The 19,170-nt window shown below is 75.0% G+C and carries 20 protein-coding genes and 1 pseudogene; 13 read left to right on the top strand and 8 right to left on the bottom strand.

What is annotated here, in order from left to right; all coding sequences use genetic code 11:
* Positions 1-15: 15 nt before the first annotated feature.
* Positions 16-1,002, bottom strand: a complete 987-nt coding sequence (locus tag ACGFI8_RS27810) for a hypothetical protein (protein WP_392809289.1) — start codon at positions 1,000-1,002, stop codon at positions 16-18.
* 160 nt (positions 1,003-1,162) lie between these two features.
* Between ACGFI8_RS27810 and ACGFI8_RS27805 the strand changes: the two genes are divergently transcribed.
* The 4 genes from ACGFI8_RS27805 to ACGFI8_RS27790 all read left to right on the top strand — a co-directional run bounded on the left by ACGFI8_RS27805 (position 1,163) and on the right by ACGFI8_RS27790 (position 3,611).
* Complete coding sequence (locus ACGFI8_RS27805; RefSeq protein WP_392809287.1) at positions 1,163-1,642, top strand: hypothetical protein; 480 nt, start codon at positions 1,163-1,165, stop codon at positions 1,640-1,642.
* Positions 1,643-1,727: 85 nt separating this feature from the next.
* Positions 1,728-2,354, top strand: a complete 627-nt coding sequence (locus ACGFI8_RS27800; protein WP_392809286.1) for a DUF305 domain-containing protein — start codon at positions 1,728-1,730, stop codon at positions 2,352-2,354.
* Between the two features lie 140 nt (positions 2,355-2,494).
* Entirely contained in the window at positions 2,495-3,301 is an 807-nt protein-coding gene (locus tag ACGFI8_RS27795; RefSeq protein ID WP_392809284.1) for a polysaccharide deacetylase family protein, read from the top strand.
* A 121-nt stretch (positions 3,302-3,422) separates the two neighbouring features.
* Entirely contained in the window at positions 3,423-3,611 is a 189-nt protein-coding gene (locus tag ACGFI8_RS27790; RefSeq protein WP_392809282.1) for a hypothetical protein, read from the top strand.
* 20 nt (positions 3,612-3,631) lie between these two features.
* Here the strand turns inward: ACGFI8_RS27790 and ACGFI8_RS27785 are convergent, their stop codons facing one another.
* The 4 genes from ACGFI8_RS27785 to ACGFI8_RS27770 form a co-directional block, all read right to left on the bottom strand.
* The gene (locus tag ACGFI8_RS27785) at positions 3,632-6,100 is read right to left on the bottom strand and encodes a universal stress protein (RefSeq protein WP_392809280.1); all 2,469 of its coding nucleotides are present in this window, start codon (positions 6,098-6,100) and stop codon (positions 3,632-3,634) included.
* Between the two features lie 41 nt (positions 6,101-6,141).
* Positions 6,142-7,695 carry an APC family permease gene (locus ACGFI8_RS27780; RefSeq protein WP_392809279.1) on the bottom strand — a complete coding sequence of 518 codons (1,554 nt, stop codon included), beginning with the start codon at positions 7,693-7,695 and terminating at the stop codon, positions 6,142-6,144.
* Between the two features lie 183 nt (positions 7,696-7,878).
* Entirely contained in the window at positions 7,879-8,469 is a 591-nt protein-coding gene (locus ACGFI8_RS27775) for a hypothetical protein (protein ID WP_392809277.1), read from the bottom strand.
* A 125-nt stretch (positions 8,470-8,594) separates the two neighbouring features.
* A complete protein-coding gene (locus ACGFI8_RS27770) occupies positions 8,595-9,485 on the bottom strand; it encodes a universal stress protein (RefSeq protein WP_392809275.1) in 891 nt (296 codons plus the stop codon).
* A gap of 200 nt (positions 9,486-9,685) precedes the next feature.
* Here ACGFI8_RS27770 and ACGFI8_RS27765 point away from each other — a divergent pair, with 200 nt between their 5' ends.
* The 3 genes from ACGFI8_RS27765 (at position 9,686) to ACGFI8_RS27755 (ending at position 12,096) form a co-directional block, all read left to right on the top strand.
* Positions 9,686-10,372, top strand: coding sequence for a CBS domain-containing protein (locus ACGFI8_RS27765; protein WP_392809273.1), 687 nt, complete (start codon positions 9,686-9,688; stop codon positions 10,370-10,372).
* A 180-nt stretch (positions 10,373-10,552) separates the two neighbouring features.
* A complete protein-coding gene (locus tag ACGFI8_RS27760) occupies positions 10,553-10,963 on the top strand; it encodes a pyridoxamine 5'-phosphate oxidase family protein (protein WP_392809271.1) in 411 nt (136 codons plus the stop codon).
* A gap of 167 nt (positions 10,964-11,130) precedes the next feature.
* The gene (locus ACGFI8_RS27755) at positions 11,131-12,096 is read left to right on the top strand and encodes an Acg family FMN-binding oxidoreductase (protein WP_392809269.1); all 966 of its coding nucleotides are present in this window, start codon (positions 11,131-11,133) and stop codon (positions 12,094-12,096) included.
* On the opposite strand, the gene ACGFI8_RS27750 is transcribed toward ACGFI8_RS27755, so the two are convergent.
* Positions 12,083-13,405, bottom strand: a complete 1,323-nt coding sequence (locus ACGFI8_RS27750; RefSeq protein ID WP_392809267.1) for a phosphoribosyltransferase — start codon at positions 13,403-13,405, stop codon at positions 12,083-12,085. The genes ACGFI8_RS27755 and ACGFI8_RS27750 overlap by 14 nt on opposite strands.
* Before the next feature lie 188 nt (positions 13,406-13,593).
* Here ACGFI8_RS27750 and ACGFI8_RS27745 point away from each other — a divergent pair, with 188 nt between their 5' ends.
* The 4 genes and pseudogenes from ACGFI8_RS27745 (at position 13,594) to ACGFI8_RS27730 (ending at position 16,769) form a co-directional block, all read left to right on the top strand.
* Complete coding sequence (locus tag ACGFI8_RS27745) at positions 13,594-14,508, top strand: universal stress protein (RefSeq protein WP_392809265.1); 915 nt, start codon at positions 13,594-13,596, stop codon at positions 14,506-14,508.
* Entirely contained in the window at positions 14,505-15,431 is a 927-nt protein-coding gene (locus ACGFI8_RS27740) for a universal stress protein (RefSeq protein ID WP_392809264.1), read from the top strand. The genes ACGFI8_RS27745 and ACGFI8_RS27740 overlap by 4 nt, the downstream gene beginning before the upstream one ends.
* Before the next feature lie 130 nt (positions 15,432-15,561).
* Positions 15,562-15,966: pseudogene (locus ACGFI8_RS27735) on the top strand (CoA-binding protein); the annotation flags it as partial.
* A gap of 221 nt (positions 15,967-16,187) precedes the next feature.
* Entirely contained in the window at positions 16,188-16,769 is a 582-nt protein-coding gene (locus ACGFI8_RS27730; RefSeq protein WP_392809263.1) for an HPP family protein, read from the top strand.
* 3 nt (positions 16,770-16,772) lie between these two features.
* On the opposite strand, the gene ACGFI8_RS27725 is transcribed toward ACGFI8_RS27730, so the two are convergent.
* The gene (locus ACGFI8_RS27725) at positions 16,773-17,651 is read right to left on the bottom strand and encodes a universal stress protein (protein WP_392809261.1); all 879 of its coding nucleotides are present in this window, start codon (positions 17,649-17,651) and stop codon (positions 16,773-16,775) included.
* A gap of 225 nt (positions 17,652-17,876) precedes the next feature.
* Between ACGFI8_RS27725 and ACGFI8_RS27720 the strand changes: the two genes are divergently transcribed.
* Both ACGFI8_RS27720 and ACGFI8_RS27715 read left to right on the top strand, forming a co-directional pair.
* Positions 17,877-18,044, top strand: coding sequence for a hypothetical protein (locus ACGFI8_RS27720; protein WP_392809260.1), 168 nt, complete (start codon positions 17,877-17,879; stop codon positions 18,042-18,044).
* Between the two features lie 149 nt (positions 18,045-18,193).
* Positions 18,194-18,895, top strand: coding sequence for a hypothetical protein (locus ACGFI8_RS27715; RefSeq protein ID WP_392809259.1), 702 nt, complete (start codon positions 18,194-18,196; stop codon positions 18,893-18,895).
* A gap of 61 nt (positions 18,896-18,956) precedes the next feature.
* Here ACGFI8_RS27715 and ACGFI8_RS27710 read toward each other — a convergent pair whose 3' ends face one another.
* Entirely contained in the window at positions 18,957-19,169 is a 213-nt protein-coding gene (locus tag ACGFI8_RS27710; protein ID WP_392809258.1) for a three-helix bundle dimerization domain-containing protein, read from the bottom strand.
* Position 19,170 lies beyond the last annotated feature (1 nt).

Here is a 19,170-nt window from a genome sequence, read left to right as displayed (position 1 = left end):
GGCCCGCCGGCGGCATCAGCGCGGCTGCGGCAGGAAACGGTGCCGGGCGAGCGCCGCGGTCGTCTCGGCCGCGAGGGCGGCGATGAACGCGGTGATCGCCAGCAGCACCACCCAGACCCAGATCTGGTACCCCGGCGGGCGTGCGTAGGCGAGCCAGTGCAGCACGAAGGTGGCGACGGCGGCGTAGGGGAACGCGAACGCCCAGAACCCGGGCGTGAAGCGCAGGCGCCGGTACACCCCGACGAGGCGCACCTGGACGAGGGCCGTGAGCAGCGTGTAGCCGGCGAGCGCGAAGGCGGTGGCGTCGACCCGGCCCCGGGTGATGGCCAGATAGGCGAGCCCGGCGAGCGCGGGCGGGGCGACGTCGATCGCCAGCGTCGGCTGCAGCTGCGTCGGCAGCGGCGGGCGGAAGTACAGCCGGGCCAGGATGATCGACCCGATGAGCAGCCACGACACCAGGCCGAGTCCGAAGAACGTGCGGGCCAGCCCCGGCCAGCCGGCCAGCGCCGCGCCGATGGCGGCGATCAGGCCCCCGGCGACGGCGGGCAGCACGTACCCGGGGTGCAGCCGGTCCAGGTCCAGGCCGCCCATGATCCACTGGCCGGTCAGCCAGCCCGCCAGCACGATCGAGGCCGCGGCGAAGATCCCGAACAGCCACCGGCCCGCGGCGGGGGCGTGCGGCATCAGCCCGATCGACAACAGCATGCCGACGATCGGGGCCAGCGAGACGAACGGCGCCTGGACCGGATCGCTCAGCTCGGCCGCCCAGCCCCCCGGCCGCCGCGGCACGTCGGACACGTAGCCGACGAGGAGCCACAGCCACACGACGGCCGTGATGACGTACAGGACGTCGGCCACGGCCCCCGGGACCAGCCTCAGCAGCGCGGCGTAGGTCCAGCAGCCGGCCAGGCCGGCCAGCCCGTACGAGATCCCGAAGAGGTTCGGTGTGATCCCGGCAGGTAGGTGGATCGTCGTAGGTAGGTGGATCGCCGGCCTGCTCATCCGATCCTGCTCCCCCCGAAGCTCGTCCGTCCGCACGGCCCCCGGGGACTACCCGGCGAACGCATGCCCATGCCTGCCGCGGCGCCCCTTGCCCAGCTGCAGAGTGAGGTCGCCCGACCGCGCGGCGGACCCGGGCGGCGCCCGCCGGTACCGTAAAGGCGTGGCGTACGCGGTGAACGGCAGGCTGGGGCGGTCCGCCCGGCTCGCGCTGCTGCTGGCCACCCTGCTGGGCCTGACCGCGATGCACAGCCTCGGCCACCACGCCCCGCGGCCGGCCGGCGGCCACGAGCACCCCGCCACGGCCGCCGGGCCCACCGCCGGGCCCACCGCCGGGCCCACCGCCGGGTCAACCGGCGGGCCCGCCGCGGAGCACGCTGCCTTGGCGCCGCTCGTCGCCGTGCTGACCGCCGCCGGCGCGTGTGCCGCCGACGGCTGCGGCGGGATGAGCGGCTGGGAGGTCTGCCTGGCCGTCCTGGTCGCCTTCGCCGTTCTCCTGTTCGCCGCCGCGATCCTGCACGCCCGCCGCGGCACCATCGCGGCGGCCGCCCGCGCCCGCGTCACGGGGCGCTCCGGGCCGCGGGCACCACCACCCAGACCGGTCGGTCTCACCCTCGCCGCGGTGTCGGTCCTGCGCACATAGGACGCCCCGCACGGCCCGGCCGCATCGGCCGGCGCCGTGCTGCCGAGTCCTGCGCAGCTTCCGAACCGAAAGGTCTCCAACCGTCATGACACGCACCCTCGTGCGCCGAGCCGTCCTGGCCGGCGCCGCTCTCGGCACCGCGCTGCTGCTGGCCGCCTGCGGCGGCGGGCACGATCCGATGTCCGGCATGCATTCCGGCGGCACCACCCCGGGCGGCGGCGCCTCGCCGGGCGTGGCCGCGTTCAACGACGCGGACGTCATGTTCGCCCAGATGATGATCCCGCACCACCGGCAGGCCGTGGAGATGGCCGCGCTGGCCGGCACCCGCGCCGCCGACCCCGAGGTCAAGACCCTCGCCGCGCAGATCGAGGCGGCGCAGGAGCCGGAGATCAAGACCATGACCGGCTGGCTCGCCGCGTGGGGCCGGCCCGCCCCGATGATGAGCGGCGGCATGCACCACCCCGGCATGTTCTCAGCCATGCCGGGCATGATGTCCGACGCCGACATGGCCAGGCTCGAGGCCGCCACCGGCAAGGACTTCGACCGGCAGTTCTGCACCATGATGATCGCCCACCACCGGGGCGCCGTCACGATGGCCGAGGACGAGCTGGCCAACGGCGCCAACACCGACGCGAAGGCCCTCGCGCGGCGGATCATCACCGCTCAGCAGGCCGAGATCGACACGATGAACAAGATCCTCACCCGGTCGTAACCGGGCCGCTCAACCCACGCTCAGCCGCCCGGCCGGGCGGCTGAGCGTGGCTGTACCGGTCACCATCACGCGACGGGTGCGCGTTGCCGCAACGGACGGGCGTGTGCTTGAGTCGCCGTGTGGACACGGCCCGCAGGACGGTGACGCGACGGTCGGTGTTGCTGGCGCTCGGTGGTGCTTCGCTGCTGGCCGCGTGCGGCAACGACACGACGCAGTGGCACGCCGGCGGGGAGCTACCCGGCGACTCCCACTCCGGCGAGGCGTCCGCCGATCCCACGCCGTCGGTCATCCCGTCCGTCGCGCCGCCCACCCCCGGGCATTGCCCGGCGATCCCCGGCGCCGGGACGCCCCGCCGGGGCGGGCCGCAGTACTACCTGCCCTGCAAGGACACGCAGATCGCCCTGACCGTCGACGACGGGCCCGACCCGCAGTACACCCCGCGAATGCTGGCGCTGCTGGCCAAGCACGACATCCGGGCGACGTTCTGCATGATCGGCCGGGCCGCCGCCGCCCACCCCGACCTCGTCAAGCAGGTCGTCGCCGCCGGGCACCACGTCGCCAACCACACCTACACGCACCCGCTCGACCTGACGAAGCAGTCGGCGGCCCAGATCCGGGCCGAGCTGCACCGCGCCACCGACGCGATCAGCACCGCGTCCGGCGGGCATCAACCCACCCTGTTCCGGGCCCCCGGCGGCGCCTGGTCGTCGGCCGTGCTCTCCGAGTGCGGCACCCTGGGCATGCGCCCCCTCGACTGGAGCGTGGACCCGCGCGACTGGAGCCGCCCCGGCGTCCAGCACATCGTCGACACGATCCTGACCAGGACCCGCCCCGGCGCGATCATCCTCGAGCACGACGGCGGCGGCGACCGCGACCAGACCCTCAGCGCCCTCACCATCGCCCTGCCGCGCCTGCTGGACGCCGGCTACACCTTCGCCCAGCCCTGAGCCGGGCCGGTGCACGTCCCGCGCGTTCGGGACGAAGGGCCTGACCGGGCCGCCCCGCCCGCCGGGATGCTTGAGGTGCGGGAAGGGAACATCGGAGCGGGAACGGGGAGGTGTGACGGCGATGTCGACCACGATGACACGGGCTGCCTGGCAGCCGGCACCGGACGTGATCCACGAGGACAGGCCCAGCACGGACACCACCGACATGGCGTTGCGCATGTGCCGCGCGGAGCGGCGCATCGAGGCGCTGACCGCGATGGTCGAGCGGCTGCTCGCCTCGGCCCCGGTGCCACCGGCGACGGATGAGTAGCGCGCGCGGCGGGCCGGGCGTTACGACCGGCCGGCCGCCACCGCGGCGGCCGGCCGGCAGGCCGCCGGCAACGTGACGACCGCGGTGCGGCCCCCGCCGGGGCTCTGCTCGAGCCGCAGGGTGCCGCCGGTGGCCTCGGTGAGCCCCTGCGCCAGGCGGTACGCGGTGTCGGCCGCGACATCGGCGAGGCCCGCGCCGTCCGCGGCCTCGGGTGCCTCCGGTGCCGCCGCGGCCCCGTCCGGGGCCTCTGGTGCACACGAGGCATCGGGGGGTTCCTCGTCCTCGCGGCGGTGATCGACGATCCGGATCTGGACCTGGCCGTTCGCCTCGGCGGCGGCGACGGCCACGGGCCGGTCCGGCGGCCCGTGCCGCACCGCGTCGGCGATCAGGCCCGCGAGCGCCCGGGTCAGCATCCAGCGGTCGGCGATGACGAGGGGCGGCGGTTCCGGCAGCGTCCACCCCGGCGCGCACCGTACGCCGGCCTGGGACCGCACCGCGTCGGCCAGCTCATCGGCCAGTTCCGCCAGGTCGAGCGGGCGTAGCCGGGAGTCCAGCGTCCCGGCCTCGAGCCGGCGGAGGTCGTCGAGGTCGGTGAGCAGCCGGACCGCCTCGTCGAGCGAGGCCCGCGCCGCGCCGGGCCCGGTGCCGCCCGGCTCGGCCGCCCGGGCCGGGTGGGCCGGCTCGGCCAGCTCAGGCAGCTCGGGCAGTTCGGCCTGGGCGCTGCCGCCCAGTGCCGCGCGCAGCGTGGGCACGGCTGCCGCCAGCGCCTGCTCCAGCGCCGAGGCCGCGTCCTGGGTGTCGGTCCGCTCGGCCAGCAGGGCCGCGACATGGGCGACGTAAGCGGTGAGAATGCGCAGCTCGCCGACGCTGAGGCGCCGGCCCCGCCCGGCGACGACGACACCGGCGCGGGCCGGCACGGCGACGTCGGCGTCGTCGGGCCGTTCCGGCGGGTCCGGGCCGGCGCTCGCGGCGACGTGCCACTCCGGCGCGGGTTCGCCGTTGCGGTGGCGGTGCTCCAGCATGCTGACCGCGTCCAGGCCGAACGCCTCGCGCAGCTGCTCCAGCAGCGCGGCCGGGCTGCCCTGGCCGCGCAGCACGTCCGCGGCCAGGATGCTCAGGATGCTCGCCTGGGTGGACTCGGCGGCGGCCTGCCGGGCCCGGTCCGTCGCCGCCTCGAAGGCCAGGCCGGCCACCGCGCCGACGACGAGGAGCGCGCCGAGCACGGCCGCCAGCCCGGTGACGAGGGGCGCAGCCGGACCGGCGGGCCCGAGCGCCACGGCGAGCACCGGGAGCAGCACAGCCAAGAGGATGAGCGCGTACCAGCGCGGATGCGGGCCCAGCCCCCTGGCGATGCGCGGCCACGCCAGGCGCGGCGGACCGGCGGCGCCCTCGTGCGTGACGATGTGGACGTTGATCGGCCCGCACAGCCGGATCACCTTCGCCGCGACGTCCTCGCCGGCGAGCAGCCGGGCGCACCGGCCCCGCCGGCTGACCCCGAGCACGATCTGGGTGGCGTTCTGCGCCTGCGCGGCGGCCAGCAGCGCGTCGGCGACGTCGTTGCCGACGACCTGCTGATAGCGCCCGCCCAGCGACTCCACCAGCGTGCGCTGGCGGGCCAGCAGGGCCGGATCGGCCCCGACCAGCCCGCTGCACTCGGTCACGTGCACCGCGGTGAGGTCGCAGCCCGGCGTCCTGGCCGCGATGCGGGCGGCGCGCCGGATGATCGTCTCGCCGCCGACGCCGCCGGCCAGCCCGATCACGATCCGCTCGCGCGCCTCCCACAGCGCGCCGATGCCGTGCTCGGTGCGGTACTGCTGCAGCCCCTCCTCGACCCGGTCCGCGACCCACAGCAGCGCCAGCTCGCGCAGCGCGGCGAGGTTGCCCGGCCGGAAGTAGTGGGTCAGCGCCGCCTCGATCCGGTCGGACGGGTACACGTCGCCGTGCGCCAACCGGCGGCGCAGCGCCTCGACGGACAGGTCGACCAGCTCGATCTGGTCGGCCCGGCGCGCCACCGCGTCGGGCAGGCGCTCCCGCTGTACCACGCCGGTGATCTGCTCCACGGTGTCGTTGAGCGACTCCAGATGCTGCACGTTCAGCGTGGTGATCACGTCGATGCCGGCCGCCAGCAGCTCCTCGACGTCCTGCCACCGCTTGGCGTTGCCGCAGCCGGGGACGTTGGTGTGCGCCAGCTCGTCGACCAGCGCGACCTGCGGGTGCCGGGCCAATACCGTGTTCAGGTCCATCTCGGCACAGCGCATCCCGCGATAGACGGTGCTCCGGCGCGGGACCACCTCCAGCCCCTCCGCCATCTCGGCGATCGGCCGGCGGCCGTGGGTCTCGACGAAGCCGACGACCACGTCGGTGCCCTGCGCCCGGCGATGGTGGCCCTCGACGAGCATGGCGTAGGTCTTGCCCACGCCGGGGGCGGCGCCGACGAAGATCCTCAGGCGACCCCGGGCCCGCCCCGCCGGGGGCGCGTCCGTCTCCATGCTCGTAACCTGGCTCGTCACCTGGCCCATCACCCGGCTCATCACCCGCCATCGCCGGTCGTGCGCGCCCGGTCGGATGCGACCCGCCGGCCGCGGGTGGGCGCGCCCAGGGCATAGAACAGTACGCCGGTCGCGAGCAGGACGACGACCGGGCCGATCTGGGTGAGCTCGAACGCGGCGCGCCCGACCCCCTTCGGCAGCGCCGCGTCGGGGTCGCCGCCGGCGCCGAACCAGTCGGTGCCCAGCCCCGGCCAGAGCAGCCACACGGTGGCGACGGCGGCCCAGAACGTGGTCAGCCCGCTGGCGAGCCAGGCCCCGGCCGGGCCGCCCGGGACGCGGTACGGCCGGGGCGCGTCCGGGTGCGTGCGGCGCAGCCGGACCAGCGCCGGGAAGATGCCGAGGTAGGAGATCGTCGTGGTGGAGACGGCGACGCCGAGCGCGATCGCGAAGTACCGCTCGGCGCTGCCGGCCGACAGGCGGAACGCCAGCAGCATCACGATCGTCGCCATGACGCCGCTGAGCAGGTTCGCCGCGATCGGGGTGCCGGTCCGGGGCGAGATGCGCCCGAGCCCTCGCGGTGCGGCACCGTCCAGGCCGGCCGCCGCCAGCGCCCGGTCGGCGCCGATGATCCAGGTCGCGCCGCTGGACAGCAGCGCGAAGATGAACGCGGCCGCCATGACGGCGCCGAGGACCTTCCCGGTGCCGCTCAGGGTCGCGGTGCCGTCGCCGGCCACCGACCCGCCGTAGACGGTGAACACCTGCCGGGTCGCGTCGAGGAACCCGCCGACGCCGGTCACCTGCTCCCGGGGCAGGACCAGCAGGATGGCCAGGATCGGGGTGCCGTAGAGCAGCACCGCGCCGAGACCGGACCAGGCGATGGCGCGCGGCACGTCCCGGCGCGGGTCGAGCATCTCCTCGCTGGCGGCGCTGGGCAGCTCGAACCCGACGTAGTTGAAGACCAGCACGGGTACCACGGCGATGAACACCGCGTATTGCGGCGCGAACGCCGACGGGCCGAAGCCGCCGACGCCGTTGCGCAGCGCGTACAGCAGCACCGACACCGTGAAGAACCCCACGACCGCCACCCGGACGAAGGCACCCAGGCTCGGCACCCACCGGCCGAGCCGGACCGACACGATCGCCGAGGCCACCGCGAGCCAGATGAACGCCAGCGCGAACAGCAGCTTCGCGATGCCGTGCAGCGGCGTGAAGAACTCGCCGAACGCGGAGACCGCGAGGATGGTCAGCGTCCCGCCCAGCCAGATCGGGTTGGAGCACCAGTACAGCACCGTGACGATCGCGGCGACGAACCGGCCGAAGGAGAGCCGGCACCACACGTACGGGCCGCCCTCGACCGGGAAGGCCGCGCCGAGCTCGGCCATCAGCAGGCCGTACGGCACGAAGAACGCCACCGCGAGAAAGACCAGCCAGGTGAACCCCTCCGCGCCGTTCTTCGCGACCGCGCCGATCGTGTCGAGCCCGACGATCGTGCAGAGCAGGAAGAAGAACAGGTCGAAGCGCCGGAGGCTGCGGCGGAGCCGGGACTTCTCCCGGATCTCGTCGCCGGTCGTGTCGGCCATCCTCGGCGCGCTCACCCGAGCGGACTTTCCCCGCGGTGACGGGTCAAACCGACCCGGCGGTGACCGGCTCGGGCCGCGCCGGCGTGCGGGCCGGCGGGCGCACCAGGACCAGCACCGCCAGCCCGGGCCGCCCGCCGTGCATGAAGCCCGGGAGGCGCCTGGCGGCGGCCTCCCGGGCGAGGGGGGTTGGCAGTGTGGTCAGATGAGCCAGCGGTTGCGCTGGACGATGTGGAGCTTGGCCCAGCGGCGGCCGAGGCCCCAGGTGTGGCCGGCGTAGGCGGCGGCCAGGACGATGAGCACCGCGGCGTAGATGAAGTGGTAGTCGGTGAGCGGGTTGGTCGAGCCGCTGGGGGCGCCCTTGGCGGTGTGCTGCGCGAGAGGGAACTCGGCCAGCCACATCATGGCCATGATGAGGGTGCCGGAGGCTGCCGCGATGCGCAGGCCGATGCCGGCGATCAAGGCCAGGCCGATGCCGAGCATGCCGAGCATGAACAGCCAGTTGGCCCACCAGGTGCCGGCGATGGTGTGGAAGAAGCCTTGCAGGGGACCGGCGTCGACGGAGGAGAGGAAGCCCTTGGTCGGGCTGCCGCCGTTGATCCAGGCCCTGGCCTCGGGGGTGGAGTAGCCCAGGCCGAAGGTCTTGTCGAGGAACGCCCACAGGAAGACGAACCCGGTCGCGTAGCGCAGCACGGCGAGGGCCTTGGCCGCGGTCTTGGTGAGCATGCTGCCCGGGGCCTCGACGCGCTCGAGGTGACTGGCGGGGGTGTGCTGGGTGTGCGAGGTGCTCATCGTGGTCTCCCGTTCCTCTCTCGTCGATGTCTCGTCGATGTCTTCAGCCTCGTCGCAGCGTCGCCGTCACGCCGGTGCCGAATCTCCCGATCCCGCGGGGCCGAGGTCCCGCGGGCGGCGGGACCTCAGCCACGCCGCCCGTCGTGGACGATGAGCAGCGGGCACTCGGCGTGGAAGAGCAGGCGCTGGCTGACGGAGCCGGCCAGCAGCCCGGCGACCGGGCCGTGCGCGCGGCCGCCGAGCACCAGCAACTGCGCCTCGCCCGAGGCGTCCAGCAGCGCGCTGGCCGGGTCGCCGCCGGGCATGCGGGCCATGGCCGGCACGGTCGGGTACTTCTCGTGCCACCGCTGCACGTCGTCGGTGAGCTCGGCGAGCCGGTTGGCCCGGGCCTGCACGGGATTGGTGGCCAGCGGCGGGATGCCGACGCCCCACGGCGCCGCCTGCGGGGCCTGGACCCGCAGGGCGACGACCTCGCATCCGCGCCGCGCCGCGTGTTCGAAGGCGGTGGCCAGAAGGCGGTCGTCGGTGGGGGAGCCGTCGACGCCGACGACGACCGGGCCGTCGGCGGCCTCGGTGCGGCCGCGGACCACCGCGACGCGGCCGCGGGCCCGCATGGCCACCCGTGTGCCGGTGGCGCCGCGCGTCGCGTCGGCGAGCGCCGTGCGCCCGTGGCTGCCCACCACCGTGAGCGCCGCGCCGGCCGCCAGGCCCGCCAGGACGTCGGCCGGGTCGCCGAAGACCGCGAACCCGGAGACGTCGAGGCCGGGCCGGTGGGCGCGGACCGCGCGGACCGCCGCGTCGACGGCCGCCTCGGCCTGTTCCCGGGTGTACCCCTCGATCCGGTCGGTGGCGCCGATCCCGCCGGGCCAGCGCCAGTGGTAGACGAGCACGACCCGCAGCCGCGCCCGGCTGCGGGCGGCCTCCGCCGCGGCCCAGCGCAGCGCGGCGTCGCTCGCCGGTGTGCCGTCGACGCCGACGATCACGTCCTTGCCCGTGTCCGCGTCCGTGCCGTTCATGGCCGCCCTCCTCGGGTGTCCGTTCGGGGTCCACTTCGGACGCTAACCACGCCCGCGCGGCGCCGGGCAGGGCCGGGAGGCGGCCGGGCGTGGTGTCCAACGGCTCCCGGCGACCGTGCCGTTGGGCCCTGCCCGCCGATCCGGGGCCGGTCATACGGTCGGGCCGTGACGACGTGATGACACGACGAAGGAGGCCGGAGATGAGCCGGTGGAACGTGGCGGACGTGATGACCATCGGGGCGGTGTCGGTGCAGGAGGACACCCCGTTCAAGGAGATCGTCGACCTGCTGGAGGCGCACGAGGTCAACGCGGCGCCGGTGGTCGACGCGTTCGACCGTGTCGTCGGCGTCGTGTCGTCGGCGGACCTGCTGGCGAAGATCGAGTTCGCGGGCGACGACGACCGGGTCCGGCTGTTCGAGACCCGCCATACCCGCCAGGCGCGCGGCAAGGCGCACGCGACCGCCGCGGGCGAGCTGATGAACGCCCCGGCGGTCACCGTCATGGGCACGACCTCGCTGCCGGCGGCGGCGCGGATCATGGAGTCGGCCGGGCTGAAGCGGCTGCCGGTCGTCGACGAACTGGGCCGGCTCATCGGCATGGTGACCCGGCGCGACCTGCTGAAGGTCTTCCTGCGCTCGGACGCGGAGATCCGCCGGGAGATCCTGGCCGAGGCCCTCGACGGGCTGGTCGGCGTCGAGCTCTCCCAGCTGCGGGTCGAGGTCGACGACGGCGTGGTGACGCTGCTGGGCGAGGTCGAGCGCAGCTCGGTCGTCCCCTCCGTGGTCCGCCAGGTCGAGCGGGTCGACGGGGTGGTCGACGTGGTCAGCCACCTGTCAGCGCAGACCGAGGACGAGCCGCGGTCCTACCGGGCGCCGGTCATCTTCTGAAGCGGTGCGGGCACCGCGCGGCCCGGCCCGCGCGGTGCGGCCCGGCCCCCGGGCAAGCTCGCCGGCACGGTCGGAAGGTCCCGCCGAAGCCGGGCCTTTGGTCCCTGGCGTCCCTGCGGGACGTGCCGCACAGTTCCTCGGTAATTCGTCGGTGAGTCGGTAACCGGAAGGAGGGCGCGGATGGCGGCGCTGCGACCGCTGAGCCGGGAACGCTGCCTGGAGCTGCTGGCCTCCGTGCCGATCGGCCGGGTGGTCTTCACCGTGCGCGCGTTACCCGCGATCAGACCCGTCAATCACCTGCTCGACGGCGACACCATCATCATCCGCAGCAACCTCGGCACCAGCCTGGCCACCGCGGCCACCACGGACGGGTCGGTCGTCGTCGCCTACGAGGCCGACATGATCGACCTGGAGCGCCAGGCCGGCTGGACGGTGGTGGTGACCGGTGCCGCCCGGCTCGTGCTCGACGAGGCGCGGCTCGCCCGGTACGAGCGCGAGCTGTACCCGTGGGTCGACGCGTCGATGAACTGCGTCATCGGCATCGACTGCGACCTGGTCAACGGCTACGAGCTGGGCGCGCCGGCCACGTGACACCGCGTGGCCGTGCCCGTGGTTGTGGCCGCCGGACCGCCGCCACCCGGCGCGATTACCGCCGGGTGGGACGGTGCGCTCGGGACCTTCTGCCCTGACCGGGGTGAACCCGGCCGTGTCACCGTTGGGATAGGAGCCGCGCGCCTTTCGGGAACGGAGGTACGGCCATGTCCCAGATGACGATGCCGCGGACCTGGAGCCGCGAGACGTTCATCGCGGCGGTCGGTGCTGCCGTGTGGGCGCCGTCCATCCACAACACCCAGCCGTGGCGATTCCGGTACACCGACGAGGGCATCGACGTGCTCCTCGACCCGGCCCGCCAGGTTCCGGTGTGCGACCCGCATTGCCGCGCCTCGCGTGTGTCGTGCGGGGCCGCCACGTTCAACCTGAGGCTGGCGCTCGCCGACACCGGCGAGCCGGCCCAGTACCGGCTCGGCCGCGGCGACACGCTCGTCCATCTCTCGCCGGCCGGCCGGCGGCCGCCCCTGCCGGTGGAGCGCCGGCTGTATCGGCAGATCCGCCGCCGGCACACCAACCGCGGGCCGTTTTCCGAGGGTGCGGTCGACCGGAGTCTCGTGGTCCAGCTGACGGATGCCGCGCGGCAGGAGAGCGGCTGGCTGGACTTCGTCGTCGGTGAGCCGGCCCTCGAGGCCGTGGCGTCGCTGATCCGCAGCGCGGACGCCGAGCTGAGCGCCGATCCCGCGTACGTGGCCGAGATGCGGGCGTGGACCACCGAGGCGGATCACCGGGTGGAGGGCGTCGACCGGGACGCCGCCGGCGCCGCGCCGCACCCTGCCGAGCTGCTGGCCCGCCGCGACTTCGGCGGCGCCGAGCACGGCACCACCCGCGACCTGTCCCGCGAACCGGTCGTGGCCGTGTTCGGGGTGCTCGGCGACGGGCCCGCGGACGCCGTCCAGGCCGGCATGGCGCTGCAGCGGGTGCTGCTCACCGCCGCCGATCTCGGGCTGAGCACCGCGATGTACTCCCAGCCGATCGAGGTACCCACGATCCGCGAACGGCTCCGGCTGACGCTGGGCCGCCTCCACGATCCGCAGCTCGTCCTGCGGTTCGGCTACGCGCCCACCACGTGCTACACCAACCGCCGGCCGCTCGAGGACGTCATCGAGCCGTGACCGCCGGCTCGCCCACGAGATGGGTCACGAACCAGGCGCGAACGAGATCGGTCATCGCCGGCATCGCGCCCGCCTCCTGCAGCAGGTGACCGGCGCCGGGAACGGTCTGCAGGCGGCTGGTGCAGGCCAGTCGCTGCTGCGCCGACCGGTTGAGCTCGAACAGGTGCCGGTCGCGCCCGGCGACGATGAGCAGCGTCGGGGCCCGCACCTGAGCGAGGTCCGGCCCGGCGAGATCCGGCCGCCCGTCGTGGCACACGATGGCCGCGATCGCGTCTGGTCCCGCCGCGGCGGAGACCTTGAGCGCGGCCGCCGCGGCCGTGCCCGTGGCGAACAGGCCGATCGGCAGGCCCTGGACGCTGTCGTGCCGTTCGAGCGGCTCCAGCCGGGCGACGAGCCGCTCGGCGAGGAGTTCGGCGTCGGATGCCCTGTCCCAGTCCAGCTCCTCCTCCGGCGTCAGCAGGTTCATCGACAGCGTGGCCAGCCCCGCGTCGCGCAGGCGCCTCGCGACGCGGCGGTGGCGCGGGCTCTGCAGGGCGCTGTCGCTCGTGTACGCGGCGATGACCAGGCCGCGGGCGTCCGTCGGCGCGTCGTGCCGGCCCGGCGCCCGCGCGGTGCCCGGCCGCGCGCTCTTCGTCGCCGCGCCCGGCGGCGGATCGGCGCCGGGTCCGGCCCCGCTCGCCAGCAGGACGGCGGCCCGGTCGTCGGGCACCGGCGGGAAGTCGGCGTAGCAGCCGCCGACGGCCGTGCCGTCGGCCAGGGCCTCCAGGCGGATCACTCCGTCCGCGACCGCGCCGACCCACTCGACCGCGCGGTCGCTGGCGACCGGGACGGCCACCAGGACATACGCCGCGCCGCGGTCCCGGACGGCGCGGCACGCGGCGTACGCGGTCGCGCCGGTGGCCATCCCGTCGTCGACGACGACGACCCGCCGCCCGCGCAGCGGCAGCGCCGCGCGCAGGCCCCGGATGCGCCGCGCCCGCTCGCCGAGCGCCTCCCGGGCGCGCTCCTCCGCGGCGGCGAGATCGTCGGCCTCGATGCCGGCGGGGCGCAGCACGTGGGTGTTCACGGCGAGGACGCCGTTCGGGGCGACGGCACCGGTCGTCACGTCGAGCTGGAACGGCACCCCGAGCCGCTGTACGACCAGCACGTCCAGCGGCGCGCCGAGCGCGGCGGCGACCTGGACCGCGACCGGCATCCCGCCGCCCGGGATGCCGACCACGATCGGGTCCGGCACCCGCAGGTGCCGCAGTCGCTCGCTCAGTAGCTCGCCCAGGCGTCGGCCCGCCTCGGCACGGTCGGTGAAGTACATGACACGCAACCTCTCGTGCGGCGGTGATGCCCCGGACCTACCCGCTGGGCCTTGGGATTCGCACAGGGATCCGCATGAGGCGGGGTGAGTCGCGGGGGTGATGCCGCGGAGTGAGCCGCCACGGCTCCCGCATGGACCGCGGCGTCGGGGGAATTGCCGGGGTGGACGGTTCGGTGGGGGTGTTGTGAATGGGCGACGCGGTGGTCGTGGGCGTGGACGGCGGGTCGCTCTCGCTGGGGGCCGCGCGGTGGGCGGCGGCCGAGGCCGCCCGGCGCGGGGCGCCGCTGCGGATCGTGCTGGCGTATCACTGGCGGGTGCCGGCGGTGATGGCGCCGCGCGGCGGGCTCGCCGACACCGCGCGTCAGCTCGCGGAGATGCTCGTCGCGGACGTGGTCCGGGACGTGGAGACCGTCGCGCCCGGCACCTCCATCCAGGGCACGGCGGTGCTGGGGCGCGCGGCCGACGTGCTGCTGCAGGAGAGCGGCGACGCCGCGTTGCTGGTCGTCGGTACCCGCGCCCGGCACCGCGCGGCCGGGATCGTCCTGGGGTCGGTCAGCCAGCAGGTGGCGATGCACGCGACGTGCCCCGTCGTCGTGGTCCGGGGGCGCGCCGACCCGTCCGGTGACGTCCTCGTCGGCATCGACGGGTCCGAGTCCGCCGACCGCGCGCTGGACCTTGCCTTCACCGAGGCCGGGCTCTGCCGGTCCGGGCTGGTCGCCGTCCGGGCGATCGAGGCGCCGGTCGCGCCGCCGGCGCTCGGCGCGCCCCCGTTGCTGCACGACACGGCGGAGACCCGCCGTTCGCTGTCGGCGGAGGCGGCCGCGGAGGTGGCGGCGGCGGGTGAGCGGCACCCCGACGTCCGGTGGGAGTGCCACGGCATCGCCGGTGACGCGGCCAACGTCCTGACCGACCGCTCGCGCCGGGCGCGGCTGGCCGTCGTCGGCAGCCGCGGCCACGGCGGCTTCACCGGCCTGCTGCTGGGCTCGGTCGGCATGCACCTGCTGCAGCGCGCCGACTGCCCGGTGATGATCGCCCACGAGCGGCCGGACGGTGGCCCGCACACCTCGGGAGCCGCCGCGGACACCCCGGAGGCCGGATCATGAACGCACCCTCCCCGGCCTTCTCCATGTCCCCCTCCATGGCCCCCTCCACGGCCGTCGTCGTCGGCGTCGACGGTTCGCGGGACGGCGTCCGCGCCGTGCAGTGGGCGGCCGCGGACGCGGCTCGGCGACATCTGCCGCTGCACCTGCTGCATGCCTGCGGCGCGCCCGGGCGTGCGGGACCGGGCCCCGGTCCCGGGTCGCTGGCCGCCGGCGGGCCGCCTCCCGAGGGGTCGCCGGCGCATCTGCTCGCCGAGGCGGTCGTGCAGGCCCGCGACATCGGTCTCGAGCTCCGGATCACCACCGAGAGCGTCGCTCGGCGACCCGGGGCCGCGCTGGTGGCCGCGTCGCGGCGCGCCGCCGAGGTGGTGGTCGGCGGCCGCGGTACCGGCGGCTTCGCCGAACTGCTGACCGGGTCGACCGCCGCACAACTCGTTACCCATGCCGCCTGCCCCGCCGTGGTGGTCCGGCCGCGGGAGGGCGACGGCCCGAACGCTGGCCGGGTGGTGGTCGGCGTCGACGGGTCGGGGCACGCCCGCGACGCCGTCCGGTTCGCGTTCGAACAGGCCGCGTTCCGCCGTGCCGGCCTGACCGCCCTGCACGCCTACCAGGTGCCGGCGGCCATCACGGCGGACCGCTACGAGCTCGAAGGCATGCGAGACGCGGAGCGCCGTGTGCTGTCCGAATCGATCGCCGGCTGCCGCGAAACGTACCCGGAAGTAGACGTGCGCACCGACATCGCCGCCGGGCGGGCGGCAGGCGTGCTCGTCCGGGCATCGGCCGGGGCGCAGTTGCTGGTCGTCGGCGCGCGCGGCCGCGGCGGGTTCGCGGGCCTGCGGCTGGGCTCGGTCGGCCGGGCCGCCATACACCATGCACCGTGCCCGGTCGCGGTGGTTCGCCCGCGCCCAGGCGGATCGCATGCCTGACGGTTTCCCGGCGGGCCCTTCGCCCGTACGTCGGGACCTTCGGCACTGCACGCCGCCGGGGGCCCGCTCGATGGTGGAGGTGTGGTGGGGACTGTGGTGGGGACTCGGGCGAGGATTGGAGATGAGTCCGATGCGCACCGCGAGGCAGATTCTGGCCGATGCGCGGACCGTCGCGGTCGTCGGCGCGTCCCGCGATCCGCTCAAGCCCGCGCACTGGGTGCCGCGGATGCTCCAGGAGCAGGGGTGGCGGGTCATCCCGGTGAATCCGCACGCCGAGCGGCTGTTCGGCGAGCAGGTGTACGCCGGGCTGGCCGACATCCCGTCGCACGTCGACATCGTGGACGTCTTCCGGCGCCCGGACGAGGCGCCCGACATCGTCCGCACCGCGGCGGCGATCGGTGCCGGCGCGGTCTGGCTGCAATGGGGGATCGTCAGCGCCGAGGCGCGCCGGCTCGCCGAGGCGGCCGGGCTGGACTACGTCGAGGACGCCTGCATCGGCATGGAGCGCGCCCTGGCCCAGATGGTCGCCGGGGGCGCCACGCCGCCGAGCCAGGTCTACTGCGGCGTGAACCCGCAGCCGATGGCGGCACCCGCCGGCACCGGCGGACGCGCCCGGACGATGCCGCAGCGGATCCCCGTCCGCTACTGCCTGCCCCCGCCCCGGCCGTCCGCGCCCTCGCCGGCCGGGCCGGCGGCCACCGGAGCAGCGCAGGGGAACGCCTGAGCGACGGCGGAACTGCACGAAAGGAGCAGCAGATGCACGTCAAGGACATCATGACCTTTCCGGCCCAAACGGTGCGCGCCGACGCGCCGCTGGGCGATGCGGTGACGCTGCTGGAGGACCGGTCGTACACCGCCGTGCCGGTCGTCGACGACAGCGGGGCGCTGGTCGGGATGATCAGCGAGGTGGATGTGCTGCGCCGCCGGCTGTCCGGCTCGGCGCCGAGAGAGGCCGGCGGCGGCCGTGTGCGCGAGGCGATGTCGGGCCTGCCGCTGTCGGCGTGGCCGGACGCCGACGTCATCGACGTCGCGGACGCGATGGTGAACCGCGACGCGCACACCGTCCCCGTTGTCGTCGAGGAGCACGTCGTCGGCGTCGTGAGCCGCTGCGACGTGCTGCGTACGGTCCTGCCGACCGAGCGGGCCGCCCAGCGGGAGGCCCAGCGGCGCGTGGACGTGTACGCCGACGGGCGGCACCACTGGCCGGTGACCGTCCGGGACACCGTCGCGACCGTCGAGGGCACGTTCGACGACGACACCGAGCGCGCGGTCGTCGAGGCGCTGGTGCGCACCACGATGGGCATCGACACCGTCCGGGTCGTCGAGCCGACCGGCTGACGCCTATCTGACGACGGCGACGGGGCAGGCGGCGTGGTGGATCGCGGCCTGGCTCACGGAGCCCAGCAGGAGGCCGGTGAAGCCGCCGCGGCCGCGGGAGCCGACGACGAGGAGCTCGGCCCCGGCGGACAGCTCGGTCAGCACCGCCGAGGCCCGGCCGCGGATCACGGCGTGGCGGACGCCGACGTCGGGGTAGTTCTCCGCCCAGCCGCCCATCGACTCGCACAGCGCGCGGTGCTCCTCCTCGCGCAGGTTGTCGGGGTCGTACACCAGCGGCAGCATGTCGCCCGGGCCGCTGGAGGACGGCCACAGGTAGGCGTGTACGGCGGTGATGGCGGCCTTGCGGTACGACGCCTGCTCGAAGGCGAACCGCAGCGTGTGCGCGGCGTCGTGGAAGCCGTCGACACCGACGATGATCCGCCCGGCATCCGCCCCGGCGGGAACCTCCGTACGGCGCACGACGACGACCGGGCAGGCGGCGTGCGCGGCCAGCTCGACGCCGACGGAGCCGAGCAGCAGGCCGGCGAAGCCGCCCCGGCCGCGGTGGCCGACCACGACGACGCCGGCGCGCTCGGAGGCGGCCACGAGCGCCGCGGCCGGCTGCCGCAGGGGCAGGTCTCCGGTGACGCTCAGCCCGGGCGCGACGGCCCGCGCCCGGGTCACCCCGTCGGCCAGGATCTGCTCGGCCGCCCGCAGCACCCCGTCCTCGTACGGCGCGGGCACCGGGACCGGTGACGGCCCGTACGCCGGGGGCCACTGCAGCGCGTGCACGACGCGCAGCACCCGCCCGCGGCGGGCCGCGTCGCCGGCGGCCCAGGCGACGGCCTTGACGCTCTGCGGGGAGCCGTCGAAGCCGACGACCACCGGCAGGTCGGTACTCATGGCATGACCTCCTCCGGCGCACGGCGGGTCTCTTCCGACGCTCCTCGCCGGCCGCGGCGCCTGGTAGGGCCTATGGACCCCGAATGCGGACCGGGTCCCGGCCGGCGGGGGCAGTTCGGCCTTGGCGCGGCCCGGGCCCGCCTGCCTACGGTTGAGCTGCGCCCTGGGGATCGCAATGCGCCGCCGCGCGAAGGAGTGATCGTGATGCGCCCCGAATCTCAACGCATGAGGTGGCTCGTCACCGCGTTCGTGGCCGGGTTCGCGGCCGGGTTCCTGACGGCGACGATCGACGACCTGCTCATGTTCATCGCCCGCCGGCCGGTGCGGCCGGTACAGGCGGGCGAGGAAGCCCTGCCCCCGGTGCCGCCGCGGGTGCGCGAGCTCATCCGATGAGCGCGTGCCGGGTGAGCCCGGCGCGCCGCCGGCGACGGGGTGACCCGGCGCCGGCTGGCAACTTCACACCCGAAACCTCACATGAGCCCGTGTCGCCACCACCGGCACGGGTAGGCGGGCCTGCGACGTAACCCGAACGGAGGTTGTCAATGCCCGCTGTGCAGACCCGTCATTACAGGCTTCCGGACCTCGACCGGACCGGATTCGTCAAGCTGCAGCCGTACCCGGGAATCCTTGACCCGGTGGAGTGGGAGCGGCTCAAGTACCTGGATTGGAAGTCCGGGGGTGACACCAACTTCGCGGTGCTCGCCTCCGCCGAGGGTGACGATGACCCGCGTGGCTTCTGGGAACACGGCTTGCCGGACAAGGACGCGGTGTGGACGGCCAACGCCCAGCTCGCACCCACGCTGTGCGACTGGGTGAAGTCCGTCGGCGCCCGCTTCGGCCGGGTCCGCATCATCAAGCTGTGGCCGTCCACCGACGAGGCCACAGTCATCGAACGACACCTGCACCAGGACGACAACAACCGGCTCAACCCGGACGACGAGGGCTGGGTGGTGCGCGCCTGGATCAACCTGACCGACGACCCGGACAGCTACATGATCCTGCGCGAGGACCGCGACGACCCGTCGACCGAGCACCGCATCCCGCTGCCGCGCGGCGCCCAGTTCGTGGTGGACACCGAGCGGCTGTGGCACGCGGCCTTCCACAAGGGCCCGGAGCCGCGGTACGCGATGATCGCCAGCTTGGAGTCCGGCCCCGCGCTGCAGACCTGGATGGACGAGCGTCGCCTGCCGCTCGTGGTGCGGCAGGCCGCACCCGCGGCCGACGACGCCGACGAGGCGGTCTGAGACCGAGGCCCGGTTCGCCGCGCGGCTGCTCGCGCGGCGAACCGGGCCCGGCCAGACCGGGTCATGAGCGGTCGAGGATCCGGCGGGCGTCCCGCTCGACGAGGACCGGGACGAAGGCGTGGACATCGGCGGTCGCGTACCGCTCGCAGGCCCGGTCGACCGTCTCCCGGACCGTCTGCGCGTCGTGCCGCCCGGCGTAGCGGCGGATCAGCCGCTCCACGGCATGCTCGATCGCGCGTGCCTCGATCGCGGACTTGGCTTCTGCTGCGAGCATC

Origin of the sequence: Dactylosporangium sp. NPDC048998 (assembly GCF_043197855.1) — a bacterium.
GTDB lineage: Bacteria > Actinomycetota > Actinomycetes > Mycobacteriales > Micromonosporaceae > Dactylosporangium.
This window is presented reverse-complemented; position numbering and strand designations above follow the sequence as displayed.

Bases quoted from the DNA above. Each gene is read 5' to 3' on its own strand.
- ACGFI8_RS27810 (WP_392809289.1), bottom strand. From the start codon at position 1,002: ATGAGCAGGCCGGCGATCCACCTACCTACGACGATCCACCTACCTGCC.
- ACGFI8_RS27800 (WP_392809286.1), top strand. From the start codon at position 1,728: ATGACACGCACCCTCGTGCGCCGAGCCGTCCTGGCCGGCGCCGCTCTC.
- ACGFI8_RS27790 (WP_392809282.1), top strand. From the start codon at position 3,423: ATGTCGACCACGATGACACGGGCTGCCTGGCAGCCGGCACCGGACGTG.
- ACGFI8_RS27785 (WP_392809280.1), bottom strand. From the start codon at position 6,100: ATGGAGACGGACGCGCCCCCGGCGGGGCGGGCCCGGGGTCGCCTGAGG.
- ACGFI8_RS27775 (WP_392809277.1), bottom strand. From the start codon at position 8,469: ATGAGCACCTCGCACACCCAGCACACCCCCGCCAGTCACCTCGAGCGC.
- ACGFI8_RS27770 (WP_392809275.1), bottom strand. From the start codon at position 9,485: ATGAACGGCACGGACGCGGACACGGGCAAGGACGTGATCGTCGGCGTC.
- ACGFI8_RS27765 (WP_392809273.1), top strand. From the start codon at position 9,686: ATGAGCCGGTGGAACGTGGCGGACGTGATGACCATCGGGGCGGTGTCG.
- ACGFI8_RS27760 (WP_392809271.1), top strand. From the start codon at position 10,553: ATGGCGGCGCTGCGACCGCTGAGCCGGGAACGCTGCCTGGAGCTGCTG.
- ACGFI8_RS27755 (WP_392809269.1), top strand. From the start codon at position 11,131: ATGTCCCAGATGACGATGCCGCGGACCTGGAGCCGCGAGACGTTCATC.
- ACGFI8_RS27750 (WP_392809267.1), bottom strand. From the start codon at position 13,405: ATGTACTTCACCGACCGTGCCGAGGCGGGCCGACGCCTGGGCGAGCTA.
- ACGFI8_RS27745 (WP_392809265.1), top strand. From the start codon at position 13,594: ATGGGCGACGCGGTGGTCGTGGGCGTGGACGGCGGGTCGCTCTCGCTG.
- ACGFI8_RS27740 (WP_392809264.1), top strand. From the start codon at position 14,505: ATGAACGCACCCTCCCCGGCCTTCTCCATGTCCCCCTCCATGGCCCCC.
- ACGFI8_RS27730 (WP_392809263.1), top strand. From the start codon at position 16,188: ATGCACGTCAAGGACATCATGACCTTTCCGGCCCAAACGGTGCGCGCC.
- ACGFI8_RS27725 (WP_392809261.1), bottom strand. From the start codon at position 17,651: ATGAGTACCGACCTGCCGGTGGTCGTCGGCTTCGACGGCTCCCCGCAG.
- ACGFI8_RS27720 (WP_392809260.1), top strand. From the start codon at position 17,877: ATGAGGTGGCTCGTCACCGCGTTCGTGGCCGGGTTCGCGGCCGGGTTC.
- ACGFI8_RS27715 (WP_392809259.1), top strand. From the start codon at position 18,194: ATGCCCGCTGTGCAGACCCGTCATTACAGGCTTCCGGACCTCGACCGG.
- ACGFI8_RS27710 (WP_392809258.1), bottom strand. From the start codon at position 19,169: ATGCTCGCAGCAGAAGCCAAGTCCGCGATCGAGGCACGCGCGATCGAG.